Source organism: Streptomyces sp. NPDC046866, from assembly GCF_040704625.1.
Lineage (GTDB): Bacteria > Actinomycetota > Actinomycetes > Streptomycetales > Streptomycetaceae > Streptomyces.
In genome coordinates, this window is sequence record NZ_JBEYXN010000005.1 from 105,761 (window position 1) to 129,122 (window position 23,362).

The following is a 23,362-nucleotide window of genomic DNA, read 5'->3' on the forward strand; positions in this document are numbered from 1 at the left end:
CACGTGCCGCCCACTGGCATACCGGATTACGGCCCTCCGGGGAAATCGGCGTCCGTCCGCGGCAGCGCGGCCCGCTCCAGCAGACCCGTCCGGGCGGCCAGGGCGGCCGCCTCCAGCCGGGAGCCCACGCCCAGTTTCATCAGGACCCGCTGCACGTGCGTGCGCGCCGTGCTCGGGGCGATCTCCATGCCCGCCGCGATGAGCCGGGTGTCCTCGCCCTCGGCGACCCGGACCAGCACCTCCACCTCGCGCGGGGTGAGCAGCCGCAGCAGCCGGCTGCCCTCGTCGTCCGGCTGGACCGCCGGGTTCAGCAGCTCCGCGAAGGCCCCCTGCAGCAGCTGCGGGGAGACCGCCGCCTCGCCCGCCCGCGCCTTGGCCAGGGCCCGCTCGACGCCCTCGATCCGCTCGTCCTGGCGCACGTACCCGCAGGCGCCCGCGGCGAAGGCCGCCGCGATCCCGCGCGGGCTCGGCACCGGGCCGAGGACCACGACCGCGATCTGCGGCCGCTCCCGCTTGATGCGGACGACCGGTTCGAAGACCCCCGGCTCCGCCGGGGTCGCCGTGCCCAGCAGGCACACCTCCGGCGCCCGGCTGATGACCAGCTCGGCGGCGCCCGCCGCCGGCGCGGCGGCGGCGAGGACCCGGTGTCCGCGCAGCTTCAGGGCCGAGGCGAGCGCCTCGGCCAGCAGCCGGTGCTCGTCGACCACCATGACCCGTACGCCCATTGGGCTCCCACCCCCGACCCTTCTGCCCCGGCAAGCTACACGCTTGTTCGACGGTCCGCGGCGGATACCGCGCGAAAGCCCCCGGAAGGCGGACCTTCCGGGGGCTCGGGTGACCGCGGGACGGCCGGGTGTTCCGGCTCAGCCGGCGGTGTAGGAGGCGAAGAGGTACTCCTGCTCGCCCGGCGAGTAGGGCTTCCTGACGTTCGTGCGCGCCAGGAAGAGCTTGCCGTTGTGGTAGCGGATCTCGGAGTAGTCCGGCGAGTAGGCCGTCTCGACGGTGCGGCTGGCCTTGTCCCCGGGGTTCTGCATCAGCAGGGTCTCCTTCATCGTCGTGCCGTCGATGGAGACGACCTGGCCGCCCTTGTCGTACGGGGGGACCTTGTAGGCGATGACGTTGGGACCGTCCATGCGCAGCGGGTAGATGGTGTAGCGCTCGCCCGCGTCGGCCTTGTCGTTGGTCTGCTTGCCGGTCTCCAGGTCGAAGGAGAGCAGCTCGTTGGTGCGGCCCAGGTCGGAGTCGCCGCCCTGGTGCGGGATCGAGGGCACGTACACCTTGCCGTTGCCGACGACGATGTTGGTGCACTTCTCGACGTAGGTGACGCTGCACTTGCCGCCGAGGTTGCCGGAGGCCATCGAGATGCGCGCCTTCAGCTCGCCCTTGGCGTCGACGACGAACAGGTCGCTGATGCCGGTGGCGTTCTTGGCGGTCTTGCCGACGTCGGCGGCGACGACCAGCGGCTTGGTGGAGATGATCGAGGCGTCCTCGACGCCCTCGGAGAGCTTGTACGAGGCGGTGACCGCGCCGGTCTTCGCGTCCAGGCTCTGGGCGAGGACGGTCTGGTTGCCGATGGAGCCGCACTTGCGGATGACGGCGAGGGCCTCGCCGCCCGCGTAGCCCTCGTCGTGGCAGTTGTCGGCGTCGAGCTTCGGCCCCCACAGGGGCTTGCCGTCGGCGAGGTTCCAGGCGGCACCGCCGCGCAGGCCCGCCGCGGCCACCGTCTGGCCGCTGATGGTGACCTCTTCGAGGTCGGCGGGCTTGTCGCCGGTGGCGCTGCCCTTGGCGTTGCCCTGCCAGACGAGCTTGCCGGCGTTCAGGTCGATGACGCCGACCTCGGTGCACTGGGGGTACTTGTTCTCGGGGGTCGGCTGGACCGCCCGGAACAGCACCGCGGACTTGTTGTCGCTGACGTGCTTGGTCGCGCCGCAGATCTCGCCGGGGAAGGGCAGCTCCCACTTCTTGCCGCCGTCGACGAGGTTGTAGCCGACGACCTTGCCGATGTCGGTCTTGACGTACACCGAGTCGGTCAGCCAGGAGCCGGGGACGGAGACGATGTCGTCGGGTGTCGGGCTCGGCTGGTTGAACAGCGGCCGGCTCTTGGTGCTGGCGGGCACCTTCTCCGAGCCGCCGCCGCCGGCCGGGGTGTTGGTGGCCGTGCTGCCGCCCTTGGCCTCGGGTTCGCTGCCGCCGCCGTCGCCCGAGGCGTACCAGAGGCCGCCGGCGACGATCAGGACGACGGCGAGCGCCGCCGCACCGATGATCATCAGCTGGGTCTTCTTCTGGTTGCCGCCGCCGGCGGGCGGGGCCGCCATGGGCTGGGCGGCCTGCATCGGGGCGGTGGGGGCGCCGTAGGGGCCCGGGGCGCCCTGCTGCGGATAGCCGTAGCCCTGCTGGGGGTAGCCGTACGCGGGCTGCGCCTGCTGCGGGCCCGCAGGTCCGGCGGGCGCGGGCGGCGCGGCCGGGGGTGCGGGCGGCTGCTGCGGGGCCGCGGGCGGCAGCGGCGGCTGCTGCGGGGCGGCCGGCGGCGCGGGCGGCACCGGCGGCGGCGCGCCGAACCCGCCCGGCGGGGGATCCTGCGGCGCTCCGAAACCGCCGGCGGGCGGCTGGTGGGGGGGCGGCGGGGTACTCATCGGTTGCTACTGCCTCTCGGTGGGCGGCTCGGTGGACTCGTTCACTTGCCGAAGACCATCAGGAGCTTCTCGTCCGTGCCCTTGGCGAGCAGGCGGGAGGCGGAGATGTAGAGGTGGCCGCCCACGTAGTCGATCTTCGGGTCGTAGAACGAGCTCTCGATCGGAGCGGCGGCGCCGGAGGGGTTGCGCAGGAGCGCGGTGGGCTCGCCGCCGGCGGCCGGGAAGGCCACGACCTCGCCGCCCTGGCCGGCAGCGGCCTTGCGGTAGGCGATCAGCTGCCCGTTCTCGGCCTTGAGCGGGACGAGGGTGCGGCCTTCGCCCGCCGGGGTGCGCCACTTGGCCTTGCCGGTGGCCAGGTCGAAGGCGACGATCTCGTTCGCCTTGCCGGACTCCGGGGCGGTCGGCATGTAGAGGGTGCCGCCGTCGACGACGGTGGACTCGCAGACCTGGACGGAGCGGAAGAGGCCGTTGGTGCACTCGGTGGCGAAGGTCCCCTCGCCGCTGACGGTGGCGCGCTGCTTGCCGTCGGGTCCGAGGACCACGATGGAGCGCTCCTTCTTCTCCTCGTTGCCGACGTCGAGGACGATCGGGTCGAGCGAGTAGACGGCGGTCACCTTGTACTTGGCGGGGAGCCTGTAGGTCCAGGTCCGCTTGCCGGTGACCGGGTCGGCGTCGGAGACCTCCGCGCTGAGGTCCTCGTCGTAGCAGGTGTTGACGGAGATCATCCTGCTCTGGTGCGCCACGTACGCGTCGGGCTTGCAGCCCTCGGCGTTCGCGCTGCCGAACAGCTTCTCGCCGGTGCCGATCCTGAAGGCGCTGGCGGTGCCGCTGCGGCTGACGGCGACGGTGTCGCCGGCGATGCCGAGGGAGGGGCTGGTCATGATGTCGAAGAGGCCCTCCTTGGGGACCTCCTTGGACCAGCCCTCCTTGCCCGCCTTGAGGTCGACCAGCCGCATCTGGTTGCAGGTGGCGCTGTCGGACTCGCCGTCCTTGTACATGACGACGGTCTTGGCGTCGGCGGTGGTCTGGCGGGTGACGGAGCAGATCGGGGCGGGGAAGGACAGGGTCCACTGCTGCTTGCCGTCGGCGGCCGCGTAGGCGGTGAGGCTCTTCCACGCGCTCTTGACGACGGTGTCGCCGACGACCCACTGGCCCTCGGAGTCGACGCCCATGCCGGGGCCGTCGATCTTGGCGGTCTTCAGCCACAGGACCTTGTCCTCGCCCTGCTTGCGGCCGGCGTTGAGGTCCTCGGAGTCCTTCGCGCCGTTGCCGCTGCCGTCGCCCTTGTCCGGGGAGCCGGTGGGCTTGCCGTCGGCGGGGGCGGAGCCCTGCGCCGCCGGCCGGGCGGGCCCGTCCGGGCCGCCGGAGCCGAACGCGAACCAGGCGCCGGCGCCGAGCACGAGCGCGCCGGCCACGGCGGCCGCGACGATGGCTGCGGTCTTCCGCTTCGGCGGGGTGCCCTGGCCGTGCGGGGCTCCGGGCGCGCTCCCGGGCGGCGGGAACCCGTACCCCACCTGCCCCATGGGCTGCGTCGGCGCCTGCGCGTACGGGTTGGGGCCCTGCGGGGGCATGCCGTACCCCGGCTGCGGCGGGCCGGGAAGGTGGCCGTAACCGGACGGCGCGGACGGCTGGTTCGGCGGCTGGGGCGGCTCGGTCATCAGCGCGTACCTTCGGCGTGCGGGCGGTCGGGGGGATCACCTTTGTATCACTGCCGGCCGACGCACAACGGGCCGGTCGCACCCCTGTTCCCAAGGGCGGACCGGCCCGTGACAGCGCCGTTATCGGGCCAGTTGGCCCGCGCGGCGCGGGCGGCCCCTACGCCTCCTCGGCCAGCTCCAGCCAGCGCATCTCCAACTCGTCGCGGTCCGAGATGAGTTCGCGCAGCTCCGCGTCGAGCTTGGCGACCTTCTCGAAGTCGGTGGCGTTCTCGGCGATCTGGGCGTGCAGGTTCGTCTCGCGGTCCGCCATCTTGTTGAGCTGGCGCTCGATCTTCGCCAGCTCCTTCTTCGCGGCCCGCTGGTCCCCCGCGGAGGCCGACTTGGCCGGGGCCGGGGCGGGCGCCGGGGCGGCCGCCTCGATCATCTTCCGGCGGCGCTCCAGGTATTCGTCGAGGCCGCGGGGCAGCATCCGCAGGGTCGCGTCGCCGAGCAGCGCCATCACCGTGTCGGTGGTGCGCTCGATGAAGAACCGGTCGTGGGAGATGACGATCATCGAGCCCGGCCAGCCGTCGAGGAGGTCCTCCAGCTGGGTGAGCGTCTCGATGTCGAGGTCGTTGGTGGGCTCGTCGAGGAACAGGACGTTGGGCTCGTCCATCAGCAGCCGCAGGATCTGCAGGCGGCGGCGCTCGCCGCCGGAGAGGTCGCCGACGGGCGTCCACTGCTTCTCCTTGGTGAAGCCGAACTGCTCGCACAGTTGGCCGGCCGTCATCTCGCGGCCCTTGCCGAGGTCGACGCGGTCGCGTACGCGCTGCACGGCCTCCAGGACCCGCAGGGACGGGTCGAGTTCGCCGACCTCCTGGGAGAGGTAGGCCAGCTTGACCGTCTTGCCGACGGTGACGGTGCCGGCGGCGGGCTGGATCTCGCCCTGGGTGCGGGCGGCCTCGGCGAGGGCCCGCAGCAGGGAGGTCTTGCCGGCGCCGTTGACGCCGACGAGGCCGATGCGGTCGCCGGGGCCCAGGTGCCAGGTGAGGTGCTTGAGCAGCGTCTTGGGGCCGGCCTGGACGGTGACGTCCTCGAGGTCGAACACGGTCTTGCCGAGGCGGGCGTTGGCGAAGCGCATCAGCTCGGAGGTGTCGCGCGGCTCCGGCACGTCCGCGATGAGGGCGTTGGCGGCCTCGATGCGGAAGCGCGGCTTGGAGGTGCGGGCGGGCGCGCCGCGGCGCAGCCAGGCCAGCTCCTTGCGCATCAGGTTCTGCCGCTTGGCCTCCTCGGTGGCGGCGATGCGCTCGCGTTCGGCGCGGGCGAAGACGTAGTCGCTGTAGCCGCCCTCGTACTCGTAGACCGAGCCGCGCTGGACGTCCCACATGCGGGTGCAGACCTGGTCGAGGAACCAGCGGTCGTGGGTGACGCAGACGAGTGCGGAGCGGCGCTCCTGGAGGTGGCGGGCCAGCCAGGAGATGCCCTCGACGTCGAGGTGGTTGGTGGGCTCGTCGAGGACGATCAGGTCCTGGTCCTCGATGAGCAGCTTGGCGAGCGCGATGCGGCGGCGCTCGCCGCCGGAGAGCGGGCCGATGACGGTGTCGAGGCCGAGGGTGAAGCCGGGCAGGTCCAGGCCGCCGAACAGGCCGGTCAGGATGTCGCGGATCTTGGCGTTGCCGGCCCACTCGTGGTCGGCCATGTCCCGGATGATCTCGTGGCGGATCGTGGCGGCGGGGTCGAGGGAGTCGTGCTGGGTGAGGACGCCCATGCGCAGGCCGCCGCTCTGGGTGACGCGGCCGGAGTCGGGCTCCTCCAGGCGGGCCAGCATCCGGATGAGGGTGGTCTTGCCGTCGCCGTTGCGGCCGACGACACCGATCCGGTCCCCCTCGGACACGCCGAGGGAGATGCCGTCGAGCAGGGCACGGGTGCCGTACACCTTGCTGACTGCCTCGACATTGACCAGGTTGACGGCCATCAGACGCGCTCCAGGGAAAGGGTGTGGATCAGCCCCTCAGCCTAACGCTCCGCGCCGGGGCGGATCGTTCCACCAGGCACCAGCCGCCGAGTGCCATCGCGATCGCGGCGGGCGCGGTGACGGGCAGGGCGACGAGCGTGGCGGTGTGGCCCTCGAAGAGGCCCCCGAGGCCGGTCATGGACAGGCCGAGGACGCCCAGCAGGCTGAGCACGGTCCCGGCGGCGGCGCGGGGCCCGGAGCGGGGCCGGGAGCCGAGGGCGGGCGGGGTCGCCGCCGGGGCTTCGAAGCGGCGGAACACCGCCACCAGCAGGCCGGTCAGGGCCGCCGCGAGGAGCAGCCGCACCGGTACCTGCGCCCACCAGGCGGCCGAGGCCGGCTCGGGCAGCCGGAGCCCGAGGGAGATCTGGGCGGCGTACACGGCGAGCATGGCGGTCAGGTGCCAGAGGAAGGCGGTCATGGCGATCCCGTTGGCGGCGACGACGCCCCGCCAGACGCGGGGCCGGGCCAGCAGGCGCCGCGCCGGGCCGGCCAGCAGCTGCACGGCGCCGACGAGCCACATGCCGTGGCAGAGCAGGGCGAGAGTCGGCGGGGCCATGTTGGACACCTTCTCGCCGGGCATCCCGACCATGGACAGCGGGTACGGCCCGTACGCGACGAGCAGCACGGCGCCGGCCAGCCCGGCGGCGGCGAGGGCGGCGGGGCGGGTGATCCGGCCGTCGGCGCGCAGGAAGCCGAGCTGGTGCACGGCTAGCCAGACGAAGGCGAAGTTCAGGAACTCGGCGTAGGGCACGCCGAGCGCGAACCGGAGCACGTCGACGGCGGCGGCCGCGCCGGCGAGCAGCCCGAAGGCGGCCCAGCCCCACCGGCGGTGCAGCCGGAGCAGCGGCGGGGTGAAGGCCACCATGGCGAGGTAGATCCCGATGAACCACAGGGGCTGGGTGACCATCCGCAGGGCGGCGGCGGTGAGCCGGCCGTCGCCCCGGCCGGCGGCCTGCACGGCGAGCGCCCCCGCGGTCCACACCAGCACGAACACGAGGGTGGGGCGCAGCAGCCGCCGCAGCCGGCCGCGCAGGAAGGCGGCGTACACGGGGGCGCCGGCGGCCTTCCGCTCCAGTGACCGGTAGGACAGGGCGTGGGAGAACCCGCCGACGAAGAAGAACACCGGCATGACCTGGAGTCCCCAGGTCAGCACCTGCAGGCCGGGCAGGACCGCGAGCAGGTTGCCTATCCCCGCGCTGCTGACCGCGGCCATCAGCCAGTGCCCGAGCACGACGGTGCCGAGCGAGGCGACGCGCAGCAGATCGACGTACCGGTCGCGCGAGACGGGCGTGGCCGCGGCCATCGCCCTGACGTTGTTCCCCATGCCTGCACCCTCCCGCCCCCGGGGCCGCGCCGACAGAGCGCACGTACTCACTCCCGCCTGGGTACGGGCCCCCGGGGAGCGGGGGTGCGGGGGCGGGGGCGGCGCGGCCGGTCAGGAGTTGAGGACGGCCGCCACGATCGGGCCCGCCGCGTCGCCGCCGTGACCGCCGCCCTCGACCATGGCGGCCGCGGCGACGTCGCCGCTGTATCCCGTGAACCAGCTGTCCGGGCTGCCGGCCCCGTCGACCTCCGCCGAACCGGTCTTGGCTCCCTTGTCGGAGCCGCGCACCCCGCTCATCACCTCCGCGGCCGTCCCGTTCGCGGCCGTCTGCCGCATCATCCGGACCAGCTGCTGCGTCACCGACGGCTTCATCGCCCGGGCGGCCTGGGCGAGGGGCCGCCCGTCGAGGTCCGCGTCCACCAGCACCGGCTGCCGGAAGACGCCCGTGCGCGCCGTGGCCGTGATCGAGGCGACGTTGAGCGGGTTCATGGTGATCTGGCCCTGCCCGATGTACTCGGCCGCCGCCCCCGCGCCCGTCGCCTCCGGCACCTTGCCGTCGGCGGACCGGACGCCGGTCTTCCAGTCCAGCCCGATCCCGAAGACCTCGCGGGCCTCCTTGGCCAGCGCCGCGTCGTCGTTCACGTCGTCGATCCGCTTGATGAAGGCGGTGTTGCAGGAGCGGGCGAAGGCCGTCGCGAACGGCGCGTCCCCGGGCAGGTCGAAGTGGTTGAGGTTGTGGAAGGAGCGGCCGCCCCAGGAGGCCTCCTTCGTGCACTGCGCCGGCTGGTCGGCCCCCGCCCGGCCGCGGTCGATCAGCATCGCCGCGGTCACGATCTTCATCGTGGAGCCGGGGGCGCGGGCGCCCTCCATGGCCGCGTTGAAGCCGTCCTTGCGGTGGTTGGCGACGGCCAGGACGTGCCCGCTGCTCGGCTTGACCGCGACGACCGAGGCCTCGGGGTAGCGGGCGACGGCCTTCTCGGCCGCGGCCTGGACCGTCGCGTCCAGGGTGGTCCGCAGCGTGCTCGGCTCGCCCTCCGCCAGCGTCAGCAGCGTCCGCCGCGGCGCGCCCTGCCCGGCCGGCTCGATCCACAGCTCGGCCCCGCCCTTGCCGCCCGCCTTCGCCCCGTACGTCTGGCGGAGCTGGTCGAGGACCGGTCCGAGCGAGGGGTACTTCTCGGCGGTGAGCTCCTCGCCGTTGCGGTCGACGGCCTTCACCGGCGGGGCGGCCGGTGCGCCCGCGCGCAGCTTCTCGTCCTTGCCGAGCTGCGGGTGGATCACCGACGGCTGCCAGTCGACGAGCGCCTTCCCGCTGGTCACGCCGCGTACGACGGTCAGCCGGGAGCTGTAGGCCAGGGGCTTGGTCACCCCCTCGTAGGTGATCTCGGCGGCCACCGTGAACGGGACGGTCGCTCCCGTCGGGGCGCCCGGGGTGATCACGGCCTTCGACACGTGCGCCGCGGCCCGGTAGTCGGCCACGGCGCTCTGCGCGGCCTGGGTGTTGTTGGTGAGCTCGGCGGCCTCGCGGTCGTGGCCCGCGGCCCAGGCGGCGAGGAAGGCCTTGGCGGTGCGGGCGGCCTCCTCGTCGGTGACCGGGCCGCCGCCCTTCGCGCTCTGGACGGTGCGGTCGGCGCCCGCGCCGCCGCCGTGCCCGCTGCCGGCGCCGTCGACCAGCGCGTACACCCCGTACCCGGCCCCGCCGAGCATCGCGAGGAACACCCCGCCGACGACGGCCCCTTTGGCTGCCCCGTTCACGTGAACATCCTCCCCAGGATCCCCCGGATCTCTGAACGTGTTCAAAGATCTCCTGGTGCGGACCTTACGCGCCGTCCGCAGGCAATGCACACACGGATACCGGACAGGCCACACGGATCGGCCGGAAACCGATGTCGGCGACGCGCGCAGCGCCATCCGGCGGCGCCGTCCGGCGCCGGGGCCCTCGTCTGCGCCGCTACACCCAGCTGTCCAGCCACATGCGGCCGCGCCAGGTGTCCATCGGGACGGTCTGGCCGGTGTAGATCGGCCAGAAGTAGATGAAGTTCCAGATGATCAGCAGCACCAGCACGCCCGCCGCGATCGCGCCGAGCGCGCGCCGCCGCTCCGAGGAGCCCGCCGGGCCCAGCAGTGCGCCGACCATCATCGCCACCGCCAGGCACAGGTACGGGACGAACACCACCGCGTAGAAGTAGAAGATCGTCCGCTCCTGGTAGTTGAACCAGGGCAGCAGGCCCGCACCCAGCGCGCACGCGATCGCACCCGCCCGCCAGTCGCGGCGGAAGAACCACCGCCACAGCACGTACAGCAGAGCGAAGCAGCCCGCCCACCACAGCAGCGGCGTGCCCAGCGCCAGCACCTCGCGGGCGCACTTGCCGGCCGCGGTCGCCGGGCAGCCGTCCGTGCCGGGTTCGGGGGACTCGTAGAAATAGGAGACGGGCCGGCCCAGGACCAGCCAGCTCCACGGGTTCGACTCGTAGGTGTGCCCCGACGTCAGGCCCACGTGGAACTTGTACACCTCGGTCTCGTAGTGCCACAGGCTGCGCAGCCACTCCGGCAGGAACGACAGGGAGCTGTGCTGGTCCTGCTTGGCGGCCCAGTCGCGGAAGTACCCGCCCCGGCCGTCGTCCGGGCTCAGGATCCAGCCCGTCCACGAGGCCAGGTACACCGCGATCGCCACCGGCACCGTCGAGACGAAGCCGGGCAGCGCGTCCCGGCGCAGCATCGCCGCGTACGGGGCGCCCGCGCCCGCGGTGCGCCGCGCGGCGGCGTCCCACAGCACCGTCAGCACGCCGAAGAAGGCCAGCGCGATGGCACCGTTCCACTTCGTGCCGAAGGCCAGGCCCAGGCAGACGCCCGCGAGGATCCGGTACGGGCGCCAGCCCAGCCGCAGCGTCTCGGCGATCACCGCGTCCGCACGGGTCCGCCCCTCGGCGTCCACCGGGAGGGCGGCCGCGAGCCGCGCCCGCGCCCGGTCCCGGTCGATCAGCAGCGACCCGAAGGCGGCCAGCACGAAGAACATCAGCACCAGGTCGAGCAGGGCCGTGCGGCTCATCACCAGGTGCAGGCCGTCCACCGCGAGCAGCGCTCCGGCCAGGCAGCCGAGGAAGGTGGAGCGCAGCATGCGGCGCCCGATCCGGCACAGCATCAGCACCGAGAGCGTGCCGAGCGCGGCGGTCATGAACCGCCAGCCGAACGGGTCGAAGCCGAACATCCACTCGCCGAGCCCGATGACCCACTTGCCGACCGGCGGGTGCACCACGTAGCCGGGGTCCGCGGGGAGGGCGACGCCGTCGGGGTTGGCGAGGATCGCCTTGTCGATGTCCTTGGGCCAGCTCGCCTCGTACCCCTGCCGGATGGTGGCCCAGGCGTCCTTGGCGTAGTACGTCTCGTCGAATATCACGGCCTTCGGGCTGCCCAGGTGCACGAACCGCAGCACCCCGGCCACCAGTGCCACCGCCACCGGCCCCGCCCAGGCCATGACGCGCTGCCAGGTCCGGGCCGCGGAGGCGGGGATGCCGAGCGCCGTCCACAACTGCGCGGAGGGGCGGGCGTACGGGGGCACCAGGCGGGCGCGGACGTCGGGCCGCCGGGCGCCGGCGGGCGGCGCGTAGCCGAAGCCGCGCAGGCGGCGCAGCCAGGTGGACGGCTCTTCTTCGCGCCCCGCGAACGGTGCGGGCGGGGCCCCCGCGGGGCTGGGCGGCGGCGTCGCGGTACTGGTCACCGGGTCATCGTAGGGAACGCGGCTGTGCGAACCCCAGCGCCGAGCCCGCGGACCGCGGACCGCCCGGGCACGTGGCGGGCGGGACGGCTGAGAGGATGGACGGGTGACGACTGAGCAGCCCGCCCCCTCCGCCCCCCTCGGATCCTCCGGCCCGCAAGGCTCCTCCGGTTCGGGAGGCGTCCTCGTGCTCGCCGGCACCCCGATCGGCGACCTCGCCGACGCCCCGCCCCGGCTCGCCGCCGAGTTGGAGCGGGCCGACGTCGTCGCGGCCGAGGACACCCGGCGGCTGCGCCGGCTGACCCAGGGGCTCGGCGTGCACACCACCGGGCGCGTGGTGTCGTACTTCGAGGGCAACGAATCGGCCCGCACCCCGGAGCTGGTCGAGGCGCTGCGCGACGGCAAGCGCGTGCTGCTGGTCACCGACGCCGGCATGCCGTCCGTCTCCGACCCCGGCTACCGGCTCGTGGCCGCCGCCGTCGAGCAGGACATCAAGGTGACCGCCGTGCCCGGGCCCTCCGCGGTGCTGACCGCGCTCGCCCTGTCGGGGCTGCCCGTCGACCGGTTCTGCTTCGAGGGCTTCCTGCCCCGCAAGGCCGGCGAGCGCCTGGGCCGGCTGCGCGAGGTCGGGGCCGAGCGGCGCACCCTCGTCTACTTCGAGGCCCCGCACCGCCTCGACGACACCCTCGCCGCGATGGCCGAGGTGTTCGGCCCCGACCGGCGCGCGGCCGTCTGCCGCGAGCTGACCAAGACGTACGAGGAGGTCATGCGCGGCGGGCTCGGCGAGCTGGCGGCCTGGGCCGCCGAGGGCGTGCGCGGCGAGATCACCATCGTGGTGGAGGGCGCCCCGGCGGCCGCGCCGGGCGATGTGGACGCCGAGGAGCTGGTGCGCCGGGTGCGGGTGCGCGAGGAGGCCGGGGAGCGTCGAAAAGAAGCCATTGCGGCGGTCGCGGCCGAGGTCGGAGTACCCAAGCGGGAGGTCTTCGACGCGGTCGTGGCGGCAAAGAATGCGGCTGAAAAGATGCTGTAAGACGGTAAAGAGCTAACCTGAAAAGCAAAGATCAGACCGCGCACCGGGCGCTTTGGGAATGAGTCGCCCAAAGACCGTCCAACAGTAGACAGGGCCTGATGCGCTCCTGCCCGCAGAGGCGTCCACTGGCAATGGCACCAGTGGAACAAGAGGAGCTGGCATGAGTGAGATCGCAGACACCTCGGCACCCGTCCCCGCTTCCGCAGTACCCGCCCCTGCCCGCGCCGCCGCACCCGGCGTGGAGACCGTGCACGAGGCCTACTCCTTCGCGTGCATGAAGTGCGGGTACTCCTGGGAGCAGGCGTACGAGATCGAGCACCACATCGACGGCAAGGGCCAGCCCTTCATCATGTACAAGGCGGGCGGCGAGCGCGTGCCGTCGCCGCTGTCGAACCCGACCTGCCACAACTGCGGCGGTCACGTGGTGCGGATCATGCGCGAGGGCCAGGTCTCCTCGGTACTGGGCATGATCGACAAGCTCTACCACCACCGCATCGCCCCCGGCATCGCCGGCCCCGTGCCGGCCGGCGCGAACGAGCCCCGGCCGCCCAGGCAGCGCAAGGCGCCGCAGCACGACGCCCCCGGACCCGTCCCCGTGGACGCCGAGGAGGAGCGCAGGGGTCCGCTCGCACGCCTGCTGAGGTGGCTGCGCCGGTCATAAGATCGGCCGTATGAGCGCTCCCTCCAAGGCCGACCGGAACGACCGGGACACCCCGCCGCCGCTGCCCGAACCCCTCCGGGTGGCGGTGGCCGACTCGCACACCCACCTGGACATGCAGTCCGGCACCGTCGAGGAGGGCCTGGCCAAGGCCGCCTCGGTCGGCGTGACCACCGTGGTCCAGGTGGGTTGCGACGTGAAGGGGTCCCGCTGGGCCGCGGAGACCGCCGCCGCGTACGACAACGTCCACGCGGCGGTGGCCCTGCACCCGAACGAGGCACCCCGCATCGTCCACGGGGACCCCGACGGCTGGTCCCGGCAGGGGGCCCGGGCGGGCGGCGGCCAGGCCGCGCTCGACGACGCGCTCGCCGAGATCGAGGCGCTCGCCGCCCTCCGCCACGTCAAGGCGGTCGGCGAGACGGGCCTGGACCACTTCCGCACCGGCCCCGAGGGGATGGCGGCGCAGGAGCGCTCCTTCCGCGCCCACATCGAGATCGCCAAGCGGCAGGGCAAGGCCCTGGTCATCCACGACCGCGACGCCCACGCCGACGTCCTGCGCATCCTGCGCGAGGAGGGCGCGCCCGAGCGGACGGTGTTCCACTGCTACTCGGGGGACGCCGACATGGCCCGGGAATGCGCCGCCGCCGGCTACTACCTCTCCTTCGCCGGGACCGTCACCTTCAAGAACGCCCAGCCGCTGCGCGACGCCCTCGCCGTCGCCCCGCTGGAGCTGGTGCTCGTCGAGACCGACGCGCCGTACCTCACCCCCGCGCCGTACCGCGGACGGCCCAACGCGCCGTACCTCATTCCGCTGACCGTGCGGGCCATGGCCGCGGTCCGCGGGATCGACGAGGACGCGATGGCCACCGCCCTGGCGGCGAACACGGCGCGCGCCTTCGACTACTGACCCCGGGGGCCCGCCGGAGCCGACCTGTTCGGCACGCTGGGTGACCGGCCGACTTTGGCGAGTGACGGACCCTCCGCTAGGGTGCCGTGCCCGAACCGAAGCCGGGCCCGGACAGTGGAGCGAGCGTCGTGAGCGAGAGTCCTTACCCCGGGCCCTACGGGTCCGCCCCCGACCCCCGCCTTCCGTCCTGGCCGCCGCCCGTCCACGAGGCCCCGGTCGCGACGGCGACCGGGGGCCCGGGGGCGGCGCAGCCCCACCCCGGCCACGCCGGCGGCCCGCCGCACGCCGGAACGGCCGGCGCCGGCCCGGCCCCCGCCCCCTACCCGGACTACGGCCCGAGCCGCATGCCCGTCGGGACACCGGACGCCGAAGCCGCCCCGAGCCCGTACCCCGGCCACCCCGCCGGGCCGGCGGACGCCGTCCCCGATCCCGGTACGGCCCCGCCTGCGTACGCGTTCGCAGGCGGCGAGCCCGGTCCGGCGCCGGCCGCGACGGAGGACCACGCCCCGGGGCTCCCGGGCCCCGCGCCGCTCGCCGGGGCGGAGGGCGCGGCCGAGTCCGGACCGGCCGCGCCCGGCGTGCCGGCTCCCCGGGCACCCGGGGAGCGGCGGGCGGGCCGCCGGCGCCGCGGAGCCGAGCCCGCGGCAGCCGCCGAGAAGGGTGCCGCCCCCGGCCGACGCCGGGGGCGCGCCGGGTCCCGGGAGGAGCCCGGCGAAACCGAGGCCGCAGGGCGGCGGGCCCGGGGCCGCGGCGGCCCGCGCGAGGACCCCGGCGAGGGTGAGGGCGAGGCCGCAGGGCGGCGGGGCCGGGGGCGCACCGGCCCGCAAGAGGAGCCCGTCGCAGGCGGAGCCGTGGGACGGCGGGCCCAGCGGCGGACCGCCCCGGCCGAGGTGGCCCGCGAGGCCGAGGCCGGCGGGCGGCGCCGGGCGCCTGCCGCCCCGCGGGAGGAACCCTACGAGTCAGAGGCGGCGGGGCCGGGCCGCCGGCGGCGCCCGGCCGCGGCTCCGGCGGCCCCCGCCGGCAGGGGCGCGGGATCGGCCGCGGCGGGCGCAACCGCCGCCGCGGCAGCCGCGGGGCCGGGGACCCGCACCGCCTCCCCGGCGTCCGGCGGCGGGCCGGACACCCTGACCGCGCCCGACCCGCTGCCCGGGACCGGGCGCCGGCGCCGCACCCCCCCGGCCACGGTCCCCGCCCCGGCTCCCCTCCGCGTCCCCCTTCCCGTCCCCGCCGGAGGCCAGGCGCGCGACCACTGGCGGCGGATCGTCCCGCAGGCCCTCGTCGTCGCGTTCCTCGCCGGCGGCACCACCGCCTTCGTCGCCACCGACAAGTCCGTACGGCTCACCGTGGACGGCGAGTCCCGGACCCTGCACACCTTCGCCGGCGACGTCGGCGAACTCCTCGCCGCCGAAGGCCTCGGCGTCGGCGCCCACGACCTCGTCGCGCCCGCCCGCGGCGCCGTCCTCGACGACGGGGACGAGGTCGTCGTCCGCTACGGCCGTCCCCTGCGCCTCCTCCTCGACGGGCAGAGCCGCCAGGTGTGGACCACCGCCCGCACCGTCGAGGGCGCCCTGCGCCAGTTCGGGATCCGCGTCGAAGGGGCCTACCTCTCCGCGCCGCGCACCGCGCCCGTCCCGCGCAGCGGCCTCGACCTCGCCGTCCGTACCGAACGCAGCATCACGTTCATGGCCGACGGCGGCGAGACCACCATCCGCACCAACGCCGCCACCGTGCAGGAGGCCCTGGGCCAGGCCGGCCTCACCCTCCAGGGCGAGGACACCACCTCCGTCCCGCCCGACTCCTTCCCGCGCGACGGACAGACCGTCACGGTGCTGCGCATCACCGGCACCCGCGAGGTCCGCGAGGAGCACATCCCCTACGCGACCGAGCGCGTCGAGGACGACGCCCTGTTCGCCGGGACCGAGGTCGTCGAGCGGCCGGGCCGGCCCGGCGCCCGCCGCGTCACCTACTCCCTGCGCACCGTCAACGGAGTCCGGCAGAAACCCCGCCGGGTCGCGGAGGAGGTCGTCCGCGAGCCCGTCACCCAGCTCGTCAGGGTCGGCACCAGGCCGCTGCCGACCTCCGTCGCCGGCGCCGAGGGACTGGACTGGGCGGCGCTCGCCCAGTGCGAGTCCGGCGGCCGGGCCCACGCCACCGACGCCTCCGGGACGTACGGCGGCCTCTACCAGTTCGACGTGCGCACCTGGCAGGCCCTCGGCGGCAGCGGCCGCCCGCAGGACGCAACCGGTGCGGAGCAGACGTACCGGGCGAAGAAGCTCTACGTGCAGCGGGGGGCGAGTCCGTGGCCGCACTGCGGCCGTAGGCTTTACCGGTGAGCACCGCAGAGCAGCAGCCCGACAAGACCCCTGACGCCCTCCTCGGCGCGGCCGACATCCGCGAACTGGCCGCGGCCCTCGGCGTGCGCCCGACGAAGCAGAAGGGCCAGAACTTCGTCATCGACGCCAACACGGTGCGGCGCATCGTGCGCACCGCCGAGGTCCGGCCCGACGACGTGGTCGTCGAGGTCGGGCCGGGGCTCGGCTCGCTGACGCTCGCGCTGCTGGAGGCCGCCGACCGGGTCACCGCCGTCGAGATCGACGACATCCTGGCCGCGGCCCTGCCCGCCACCGTCGAGGCGCGGATGCCGGAGCGCAAGGACCGCTTCGCGCTGGTGCACTCCGACGCGATGCTCGTGGAGGAGCTGCCCGGTCCGGCGCCGACCGCGCTGGTCGCGAACCTCCCCTACAACGTGGCCGTGCCGGTGCTGCTGACGATGCTCGACCGCTTCCCGAGCATCGAGCGCACGCTCGTGATGGTGCAGGCCGAGGTCGCCGACCGGCTGGCCGCCAAGCCGGGCAGCAAGGTGTACGGGGTGCCGTCGGTCAAGGCGAACTGGTACGCGGACGTGAAGCGGGCCGGGGCCATCGGCCGCAACGTCTTCTGGCCCGCCCCGAACGTCGACTCGGGCCTGGTCTCCCTGGTCCGCCGCACCGAGCCGATCAGGACCACCGCCTCCAAGACGGAGGTCTTCGCCGTCGTCGACGCGGCCTTCGCGCAGCGGCGCAAGACGCTGCGGGCCGCGCTGGCCGGCTGGGCCGGTTCCGCGGCCGGCGCCGAGGCGGCGCTCGTCGCCGCCGGCATCTCGCCGCAGGCGCGCGGCGAGTCCCTGACCGTGGAGGAGTTCGCCGCGATCGCCGAGCACAAGCCGGCCGCCGAGAGGCCGGCGCTGTGAGCGGGGGCGTGCGGCGGGGCGTGCACGCGGACGGGGTGACGGTCCGCGTCCCGGCGAAGGTGAACGTGCAGCTGGCGGTGGGCGCGGCCCGGCCCGACGGCTTCCACGACCTGGCCAACGTGTTCCTGGCCGTGTCCCTGTACGACGAGGTGACCGTCACCCCGGCCGACGAACTGACGGTGACCTGCAGCGGGCCCGACGCCGACCAGGTCCCGCTGGACCGTACGAACCTGGCGGCGCGGGCGGCGCAGACCCTGGCGGCCCGGCACGGCCTGTCCGACGCGGTCCACATCCACATCGCGAAGAAGATCCCCGTGGCGGGCGGGATGGCCGGCGGCAGCGCGGACGGCGCCGGCGCCCTGCTGGCCTGCGACCTGCTGTGGGGCCTGAACAGCCCCGTGCAGGACCTGCTGGAGATCTGCGCGGAGCTCGGCAGCGACGTGCCGTTCAGCCTGCTCGGCGGGGCGGCGCTCGGCACGGGGCGCGGCGAGCTGCTGACCCCGGTCGGCGCGGGCACCTTCCACTGGGTGTTCGCGGTCGCCGACGGCGGGCTGTCCACGCCGGCCGTGTTCCGCGAGTTCGACCGGCTGGCCGAGGGGCGGGACGTCCCGGCGCCCGAGGCCTCGCCGGCCCTGCTCGCCGCCCTCGCGGCGGGCGACCCGGACGCGCTGGCCGCCGCCCTGGCCAACGACCTCCAGCCGGCCGCCCTCTCGCTGCGGCCCGGGCTGGCGGCGACGCTGGCCGCGGGCACCGAGGCGGGCGCCCTGGCCGGACTGGTCTCGGGCTCCGGCCCGACGACGGCGTTCCTGGTCCGCGACGAGGAGGCCGCGGCCAAGGTGGCCGCCGCCCTGGAAGCCTCGGGCACCTGCCGCACCACCCGCACGGCCACGTCCCCGGCTCCCGGCGCCACCCGCCTCACGGGGCCGCACCCGGGCTAGTCTGAGCCTGACGGACAAGGGTTGAGGCGGGAGGCGTTCCGAGATGACCGAGCAGGCCGTGACGGACAGACCACTGATTCCGATGCCCGCCCTCACCCCGGCCGCGCTGCGGGCGGCTGTTGCGCAGATCGCCCCGGCGCACCTGCCGGCCTTCGTGGAACACCTTGACCGTGCGGCGGAGCAGAGCGCCGAACAGAGCACCATCGCTCCGCTCCGGGCGTTCCTGCAGTGGTGGGGGGAGTTCGTCGCCGTCCAGCGGCGCCCCGCCCGCGCGGCACGGCTGCGGGAGCTGGAGGCGCTCGCCGAGGCGGCCGGCGACCGGGAGACCCTCGACAAGGCCGTCGCCGAGATCCAGGACATCCTCGCCGCTGCCCGGCGCGAGGCCGCCGCGTGAGCGACGACTGGACCTGGCACTACAACCCCGACGCCCCGCACGTTGTCGGGGCGTTGCCCGAAGAAGTCGTCACCGAGGTGGAGCGGCTTGCAGCCCAGCTCGCCATTCTCGGGCGGGATGCCGGTGACGTCGGTCGCGGCCCGGTCGAGGGCGGTGGTCACCGGACCCTCGACTCGACATCTTCGGCGGCCGCGGCTTCATGATGTTCTTGGCGCCCGAGCGGCTACGGGAGATCTCCGTCGTCCGTGTGGTCTGGGTCGGCTGACCGCCCCGGCGGAAATCAGCCCCGTCGGCGTTTGAGGCGCGGGGGCCGGGCGGAGTCCGGGGAACGGGGGAAGGGCGGGTAGGGGAACGGCCCCGCAGGGCTGCCCGGCCGCGGGCCCGGCTTCGGCCCGCGGCTCCCCCTCCCCCCGCCCCCTCAGAGACAGGCGCGCAGGGCCCGGACCAGCGACTGGGCCCGCGGGTCGGCGGTGACCGACTTGGCGTGGGCATTGGTGACGTAGCCGAAGCCGACGCCCGACTCCGGGTCGGCGAAGGCCAGGGAGCCCCCGCGCCCGGGGTGGCCGAAGGAGGCCGGGGACAGCAGCGGCGAGGCCGGGCTGTGCAGCATGTACCCCGGCCCGAAGCGGGTGTGGACGACCAGCACCCGGTCCGGCCCGGCGGACAGCTCCTGCCCGGCCAGGGCAAGGGTCTCGGGGGCGAACACCCGCGCCCCGTCCTCGGTGTCGTCCAGCAGCGCCGCGTACAGGCCCGCCAGCCCCCGCGCGGTGCCGACGCCGGCCGAGGCCGGGAGTTCGGCGGCCCGGAACCCGGGGTCGTTCTCGTCGGCGAGCGGGGTGATCGCGGCAAAGGCGCGGCGCGTCAGCGAGCCCGGGTCCGCCCAAGCCTCAGAAACGTTTCTGCGGGGCCGCGTCCGCAGCCCCCCGGCCGGCTCCGGCGCCTCCACCGGCCCGACCCGGCCCACGCGGCCCGCGTCCGCCACGGCCTGCGGCAGCCCGATCCAGAAGTCCAGCCCCAGCGGGCCGGTGACCTCCTGCGCGAGCCACTGCCCCAGCGAGGCGCCCGTGACCCGCAGGACCAGCTCCGACAGCAGCCAGCTGTAGGTCTGCGCGTGGTAGCCGTGCGCGGTGCCCGGCTCCCAGAACGCCCGCTGCCCGGCGACCGCCCGCGCCCCGGACAGCCCGTCCACCGCCTCGGCCGGGGTCAGCGGCACGTCCAGCGCCGGCACGCCCGCCCGGTGCGCGAGCAGGTCCCGCACCAGGGCCCGCTCCTTGCCGCCCGCCTTGAACTCCGGCCAGTACTCGGCCACCGGCGCGTCCAGGTCCAGCAGCCCCCGCTGGTGCAGCAGCAGCGGGACGACGGCGGCCACGCCCTTGGTGGCCGAGCGGACCACCTGGGCCGTGCCGGCCGCCCACGGCTCGGAGTCCCCGCCGCCGTCGACGTCCCGCGGGCCCGCCCACAGGTCCACCACCCGCCGCCCGTCCCGGTACACGGCCACCGCCGCGCCCCGGTCGCCGAGTACCTCGAAATTCCGCACGAAGGCGTCCCGGACGGGCTCGAAGCCCTCCGCCACCTGACCCTGGATGTTCACGAGGGGTGCAACCACACGGGGCGCGCGGTTATGCCACCGACACCGAGCGCGGGTCGAAGCCGAAGGGCAGCTCCAGGCGGTGGGCCCGCATGAGCTCCTCGTCGCACAGCAGGTCCTGGGTGCGGCCGTCGGCCGCGATGACGCCCTCGCTGAGCACCACCGACCGCGGGCACAGCTCCAGCGCGTACGGCAGGTCGTGCGTCACCATCAGCACGGTCACGTCCAGCGAGCGCAGGATGTCCGCGAGTTCGCGCCGCGAGGCCGGGTCCAGGTTGGAGGAGGGCTCGTCCAGGACGAGGATCTCCGGCCGCATGGCGAGCACGGTCGCCACCGCCACCCGCCGGCGCTGGCCGAACGACAGGTGGTGCGGGGGCCGGTCGGCGAAGCCGGCCATTCCCACCAGCTCCAGGGCCTCGGTGACCCGCTCCTCGAGCGCGCTGCCGCGCAGCCCGGCCGCGGCCGGGCCGAAGGCCACGTCCTCCCGGACGGTGGGCATGAACAGCTGGTCGTCGGGGTCCTGGAAGACGATGCCGACCCGGCGCCGGATCTCGGCGAGGTTGCGCTTCTCCACGGGCAGCCCGGCGACCGCCACGGTGCCGACGCCGCCGCCGAGGATGCCGTTCAGGTGCAGCACCAGCGTGGTCTTGCCGGCGCCGTTGGGCCCGAGCAGGGCCACCCGCTCGCCGCGCCCGACGGTCAGGTCCACGCCGAAGAGGGCCTGGTGGCCGTCCGGGTAGGCGTAGGCGAGGCCGGACACCTCCAGGGAGGGGGCGGGGGAGTCGACAGGAGCGGTCACAGCATCCATCCGATCACACAGACGGCGAGTGCCGTCGCCGGGAGTGCGGCCGACTGCGCCCACTGGGCGCGGGTGGCCGCGATGTCGTCGATCACCGGCATCGTGCCGGTGTAGCCGCGGCTGACCATCGCGAGGTGGACCCGCTCGCCGCGCTCGTACGAGCGGATGAACAGGGCGCCGGCGGTCTTGGCCAGCACCCCCCAGTGCCGGATGCCGCGGGCCTCGAAGCCGCGCGAGCGCCGGGCGATGGACATCCGGCGCAGCTCGTCGGTGATGACGTCGCCGTAGCGGACCATGAAGGAGGCGATCTGCACGAGCAGCGGCGGCAGCTTCAGCCGCTGGAGCCCGAGCAGCAGCGCCCGCAGCTCGGTGGTCGAGGCGAGCAGGACGGAGGCGGCGACGCCCAGCGTGCCCTTGGCCAGGACGTTCCAGGCGCCCCAGAGCCCGGAGACGCTCAGCGACAGGCCGAGGACGTCGACCCGCTCGCCCTGCGCCACGAAGGGCATGAGGACGGCGAACAGCACGAACGGGACCTCGATCAGCAGCCGGCGCAGCAGGAAGCCCGCCGGGATCCGGGCGAGGGCCGTGACCGCCGCGAGGAGGACGGCGTACAGGCCGAAGGCCCACACCGCCTCGCGCGGTGTGGAGACGACGACCAGGACGAACGCGAACGCCGCGGCGAGCTTGCAGTGCGGCGGCAGCGCGTGGACCGGCGAGTGCCCGTGCCGGTAGAGCTTGTGGGCGTGGCCCGCGCCCACGTCAGCGGACCGGGGAGGCGGCGGCCGGGGCGGCGGCGGCCGGCCCGTCGGTGCGGCGGCGGCGCACCGTCCAGAAGACGCCGGTGCCCACGGCGACGGTCGCGCCGACGCCGATGACGCCGGCGAGCCCGCCGGAGAGGCGGGCGTCGTCCACGTCCTTGACGCCGTAGTCGGCGAGCGGGGATCCGGCGGCGGCGTGCTCGCGCACGTTCCGGTCGATGCCCTGGTCGGCGGCGATCTTCTCCAGGCCGTCGGGGCTGGTCGAGGCGTAGAAGGAGACGAAGCCGGCCAGGACGAGGGCGGTGGCCAGGCCGGTGGCCCACACCTTCCGGGCGGACCGGCCGCCGGCCGGTGCGGCGGCGGGCGCCGCGGCCGGGGCGTCGACCAGCTCGCCGCCGACGCGCAGCTTCAGGGGCGCGGCGAGCCCGCGCGCGCCGTGCACGAGGTCCGGCCGGACGGCCAGTACGGCGCCCACGGTCGTGGCGGTGATGGCGGCCTCGCCGAGGCCGATGAGGACGTGCACGCCGACCATGGCGGTCAGCACCTTGCCGATCGGGACGTCGGTGGTGCCGCCGAAGGCGTAGAGGAGGGTGAAGGCGCCGGCCGCGGCGGGCACGGACAGCAGGGCCCCGGCGAAGGCGGCGGCGGTGACGGAGCGGCGGGTGCGGGGCAGCAGCTTCACCAGGCCGCGGAAGACCGCGTAGGCGACGACCACCGTGACCAGGGCCATGTTGGTGATGTTGACGCCGAGGGCCGTCAGGCCGCCGTCGGCGAAGAGCACGCCCTGCATGAGCAGCACGACGGAGACGCAGAGCACGCCGGTGTACGGGCCGACGAGTATGGCGGCGAGGGCGCCGCCGAGCAGGTGTCCGCTGGTGCCGGCGGCGACGGGGAAGTTGAGCATCTGGACGGCGAAGACGAAGGCCGCGACGAGGCCGGCGAGCGGCGCGGTGCGCTCGTCGAGCTCCCGGCGGGCGCCGCGCAGGCTGACGGCGACCGCCGTGGCGGCCACGGCGCCTGCGGCGACGGAGACGGGGGCGTCGATGAATCCATCGGGCACGTGCATGGCTTGGCTCCGCTTCCTGCGGTCCGGTCCTTGAACCTACAAATTCTTTATCCGTTCAAGAATACGACCCAGTTGCAAATCGTTGGCAAGAGCGGGGAGGCCACAAACAGCAGCGCGCGGTTTCGTGGGAATGTGCGAGGCTGGGGGGAATACGGACTCATATGTTCCGAATAGAGGGAGCTTGTCGATGTCAGCCACCGCCGAGGATCCCCCCACCACCGCCACTGCGACCAGGACCTCCGCCGCCACCGCCACCGCGCTCGCGGCCGTCGTCGAGGAGCGCGTCACCGCCCGTGTCGTCACGGACGATCCGCTCCACCGCAAGATCCCCGTCGCCCTGCGCTTCACCGCCGACCAGCCGCTCGCCGTGCGCATCGTCTTCCCCGCCGGGCTCTCCCCCGAGGGCACCGAGAACGAGTGGGTCTTCCCCCGGTCCCTGCTCGAGGCCGGCCTCCAGGCCCCGAGCGGCACCGGCGACGTACGGATCTGGCCCTGCGGGCGCGTCCAGGCGGTCGTCGAGTTCCACTCGCCCGAGGGGGTGGCGGTCATCCAGTTCGACATCGCCGCGCTGCGCCGCTTCCTGCGCCGGACGTACGCCTGCGCCACCCGCTCGGCCTAACGGGCCCGCCCGAAGAGGACCGGCCCGACGGGACCGGCCCCGCACCCGGTCGGGTG

20 protein-coding genes are annotated in these 23,362 nt (G+C 74.6%); 9 read left to right on the forward strand and 11 right to left on the reverse strand.

The genetic code is table 11. From position 1 onward, the window contains the following. Positions 1–26 precede the first annotated feature (26 nt). From AB0953_RS10610 to AB0953_RS10640, 7 genes are all read right to left on the reverse strand, one after another. Positions 27–725 carry a LuxR C-terminal-related transcriptional regulator gene (locus tag AB0953_RS10610; RefSeq protein WP_366859029.1) on the reverse strand — a complete coding sequence of 233 codons (699 nt, stop codon included), beginning with the start codon at positions 723–725 and terminating at the stop codon, positions 27–29. Between the two features lie 138 nt (positions 726–863). After that, positions 864–2,633 (reverse strand): PQQ-binding-like beta-propeller repeat protein, encoded by a 1,770-nt coding sequence (locus AB0953_RS10615; RefSeq protein ID WP_366859030.1) that lies wholly within the window; start codon positions 2,631–2,633, stop codon positions 864–866. A gap of 41 nt (positions 2,634–2,674) precedes the next feature. Beyond that, the gene (locus AB0953_RS10620; RefSeq protein WP_366859031.1) at positions 2,675–4,291 is read right to left on the reverse strand and encodes a PQQ-binding-like beta-propeller repeat protein; all 1,617 of its coding nucleotides are present in this window, start codon (positions 4,289–4,291) and stop codon (positions 2,675–2,677) included. A 157-nt stretch (positions 4,292–4,448) separates the two neighbouring features. After that, on the reverse strand, positions 4,449–6,245 hold the full coding sequence (locus AB0953_RS10625) for an ABC-F family ATP-binding cassette domain-containing protein (RefSeq protein ID WP_366859032.1): 1,797 nt from the start codon (positions 6,243–6,245) through the stop codon (positions 4,449–4,451). Between the two features lie 28 nt (positions 6,246–6,273). Then, positions 6,274–7,608 (reverse strand): acyltransferase, encoded by a 1,335-nt coding sequence (locus AB0953_RS10630; protein ID WP_366859033.1) that lies wholly within the window; start codon positions 7,606–7,608, stop codon positions 6,274–6,276. 111 nt (positions 7,609–7,719) lie between these two features. Further along, positions 7,720–9,360: a penicillin-binding transpeptidase domain-containing protein gene (locus tag AB0953_RS10635; RefSeq protein ID WP_366859034.1), complete on the reverse strand. Its 1,641-nt coding sequence runs from the start codon at positions 9,358–9,360 to the stop codon at positions 7,720–7,722. A 196-nt stretch (positions 9,361–9,556) separates the two neighbouring features. Further along, positions 9,557–11,236, reverse strand: coding sequence for a phospholipid carrier-dependent glycosyltransferase (locus AB0953_RS10640; RefSeq protein WP_366859206.1), 1,680 nt, complete (start codon positions 11,234–11,236; stop codon positions 9,557–9,559). 271 nt (positions 11,237–11,507) lie between these two features. Between AB0953_RS10640 and rsmI the strand changes: the two genes are divergently transcribed. The 8 genes from rsmI (at position 11,508) to AB0953_RS10680 (ending at position 18,679) form a co-directional block, all read left to right on the forward strand. Beyond that, positions 11,508–12,350, forward strand: coding sequence for a 16S rRNA (cytidine(1402)-2'-O)-methyltransferase (gene rsmI / locus AB0953_RS10645; RefSeq protein WP_366859207.1), 843 nt, complete (start codon positions 11,508–11,510; stop codon positions 12,348–12,350). Positions 12,351–12,624: 274 nt separating this feature from the next. Continuing rightward, positions 12,625–13,011 carry a hypothetical protein gene (locus AB0953_RS10650; protein ID WP_366859208.1) on the forward strand — a complete coding sequence of 129 codons (387 nt, stop codon included), beginning with the start codon at positions 12,625–12,627 and terminating at the stop codon, positions 13,009–13,011. Between the two features lie 10 nt (positions 13,012–13,021). Further along, a complete protein-coding gene (locus AB0953_RS10655) occupies positions 13,022–13,915 on the forward strand; it encodes a TatD family hydrolase (protein ID WP_366859035.1) in 894 nt (297 codons plus the stop codon). 1,124 nt (positions 13,916–15,039) lie between these two features. Further along, positions 15,040–16,248 (forward strand): ubiquitin-like domain-containing protein, encoded by a 1,209-nt coding sequence (locus tag AB0953_RS10660; protein ID WP_366859209.1) that lies wholly within the window; start codon positions 15,040–15,042, stop codon positions 16,246–16,248. Beyond that, positions 16,245–17,144: a 16S rRNA (adenine(1518)-N(6)/adenine(1519)-N(6))-dimethyltransferase RsmA gene (gene rsmA, locus AB0953_RS10665; RefSeq protein ID WP_366859036.1), complete on the forward strand. Its 900-nt coding sequence runs from the start codon at positions 16,245–16,247 to the stop codon at positions 17,142–17,144. The genes AB0953_RS10660 and rsmA overlap by 4 nt, the downstream gene beginning before the upstream one ends. Beyond that, positions 17,141–18,082 (forward strand): 4-(cytidine 5'-diphospho)-2-C-methyl-D-erythritol kinase, encoded by a 942-nt coding sequence (locus AB0953_RS10670; protein WP_366859037.1) that lies wholly within the window; start codon positions 17,141–17,143, stop codon positions 18,080–18,082. The genes rsmA and AB0953_RS10670 overlap by 4 nt, the downstream gene beginning before the upstream one ends. A gap of 43 nt (positions 18,083–18,125) precedes the next feature. Next, positions 18,126–18,476, forward strand: coding sequence for a hypothetical protein (locus AB0953_RS10675; RefSeq protein WP_366859038.1), 351 nt, complete (start codon positions 18,126–18,128; stop codon positions 18,474–18,476). After that, positions 18,473–18,679, forward strand: a complete 207-nt coding sequence (locus AB0953_RS10680) for a hypothetical protein (protein ID WP_366859039.1) — start codon at positions 18,473–18,475, stop codon at positions 18,677–18,679. The genes AB0953_RS10675 and AB0953_RS10680 overlap by 4 nt, the downstream gene beginning before the upstream one ends. 215 nt (positions 18,680–18,894) lie before the next feature. Here the strand turns inward: AB0953_RS10680 and AB0953_RS10685 are convergent, their stop codons facing one another. From AB0953_RS10685 to AB0953_RS10700, 4 genes are read right to left on the reverse strand one after another with little or no spacing between them, the layout of a single operon-like run. Beyond that, the gene (locus tag AB0953_RS10685; RefSeq protein ID WP_366859040.1) at positions 18,895–20,067 is read right to left on the reverse strand and encodes a serine hydrolase domain-containing protein; all 1,173 of its coding nucleotides are present in this window, start codon (positions 20,065–20,067) and stop codon (positions 18,895–18,897) included. Between the two features lie 28 nt (positions 20,068–20,095). Next, positions 20,096–20,863 (reverse strand): ABC transporter ATP-binding protein, encoded by a 768-nt coding sequence (locus AB0953_RS10690; protein ID WP_366859041.1) that lies wholly within the window; start codon positions 20,861–20,863, stop codon positions 20,096–20,098. Further along, positions 20,860–21,621 (reverse strand): cobalt ECF transporter T component CbiQ, encoded by a 762-nt coding sequence (gene cbiQ / locus AB0953_RS10695; protein WP_366859042.1) that lies wholly within the window; start codon positions 21,619–21,621, stop codon positions 20,860–20,862. Before cbiQ ends, AB0953_RS10690 begins: the two co-directional genes overlap by 4 nt. 1 nt (position 21,622) lies before the next feature. After that, positions 21,623–22,687 carry an energy-coupling factor ABC transporter permease gene (locus tag AB0953_RS10700; RefSeq protein WP_366859043.1) on the reverse strand — a complete coding sequence of 355 codons (1,065 nt, stop codon included), beginning with the start codon at positions 22,685–22,687 and terminating at the stop codon, positions 21,623–21,625. A gap of 187 nt (positions 22,688–22,874) precedes the next feature. Between AB0953_RS10700 and AB0953_RS10705 the strand changes: the two genes are divergently transcribed. Next, positions 22,875–23,306 carry an SsgA family sporulation/cell division regulator gene (locus AB0953_RS10705; protein WP_366859044.1) on the forward strand — a complete coding sequence of 144 codons (432 nt, stop codon included), beginning with the start codon at positions 22,875–22,877 and terminating at the stop codon, positions 23,304–23,306. The last annotated feature ends 56 nt before the right edge of the window (positions 23,307–23,362 follow it).

Bases quoted from the DNA above. Each gene is read 5' to 3' on its own strand.
- AB0953_RS10620 (WP_366859031.1), bottom strand. From the start codon at position 4,291: ATGACCGAGCCGCCCCAGCCGCCGAACCAGCCGTCCGCGCCGTCCGGT.
- AB0953_RS10705 (WP_366859044.1), top strand. From the start codon at position 22,875: ATGTCAGCCACCGCCGAGGATCCCCCCACCACCGCCACTGCGACCAGG.
- AB0953_RS10615 (WP_366859030.1), bottom strand. From the start codon at position 2,633: ATGAGTACCCCGCCGCCCCCCCACCAGCCGCCCGCCGGCGGTTTCGGA.
- AB0953_RS10700 (WP_366859043.1), bottom strand. From the start codon at position 22,687: ATGCACGTGCCCGATGGATTCATCGACGCCCCCGTCTCCGTCGCCGCA.
- AB0953_RS10675 (WP_366859038.1), top strand. From the start codon at position 18,126: ATGACCGAGCAGGCCGTGACGGACAGACCACTGATTCCGATGCCCGCC.
- AB0953_RS10610 (WP_366859029.1), bottom strand. From the start codon at position 725: ATGGGCGTACGGGTCATGGTGGTCGACGAGCACCGGCTGCTGGCCGAG.
- AB0953_RS10625 (WP_366859032.1), bottom strand. From the start codon at position 6,245: ATGGCCGTCAACCTGGTCAATGTCGAGGCAGTCAGCAAGGTGTACGGC.
- AB0953_RS10650 (WP_366859208.1), top strand. From the start codon at position 12,625: ATGAAGTGCGGGTACTCCTGGGAGCAGGCGTACGAGATCGAGCACCAC.
- AB0953_RS10630 (WP_366859033.1), bottom strand. From the start codon at position 7,608: ATGGGGAACAACGTCAGGGCGATGGCCGCGGCCACGCCCGTCTCGCGC.
- AB0953_RS10655 (WP_366859035.1), top strand. From the start codon at position 13,022: ATGAGCGCTCCCTCCAAGGCCGACCGGAACGACCGGGACACCCCGCCG.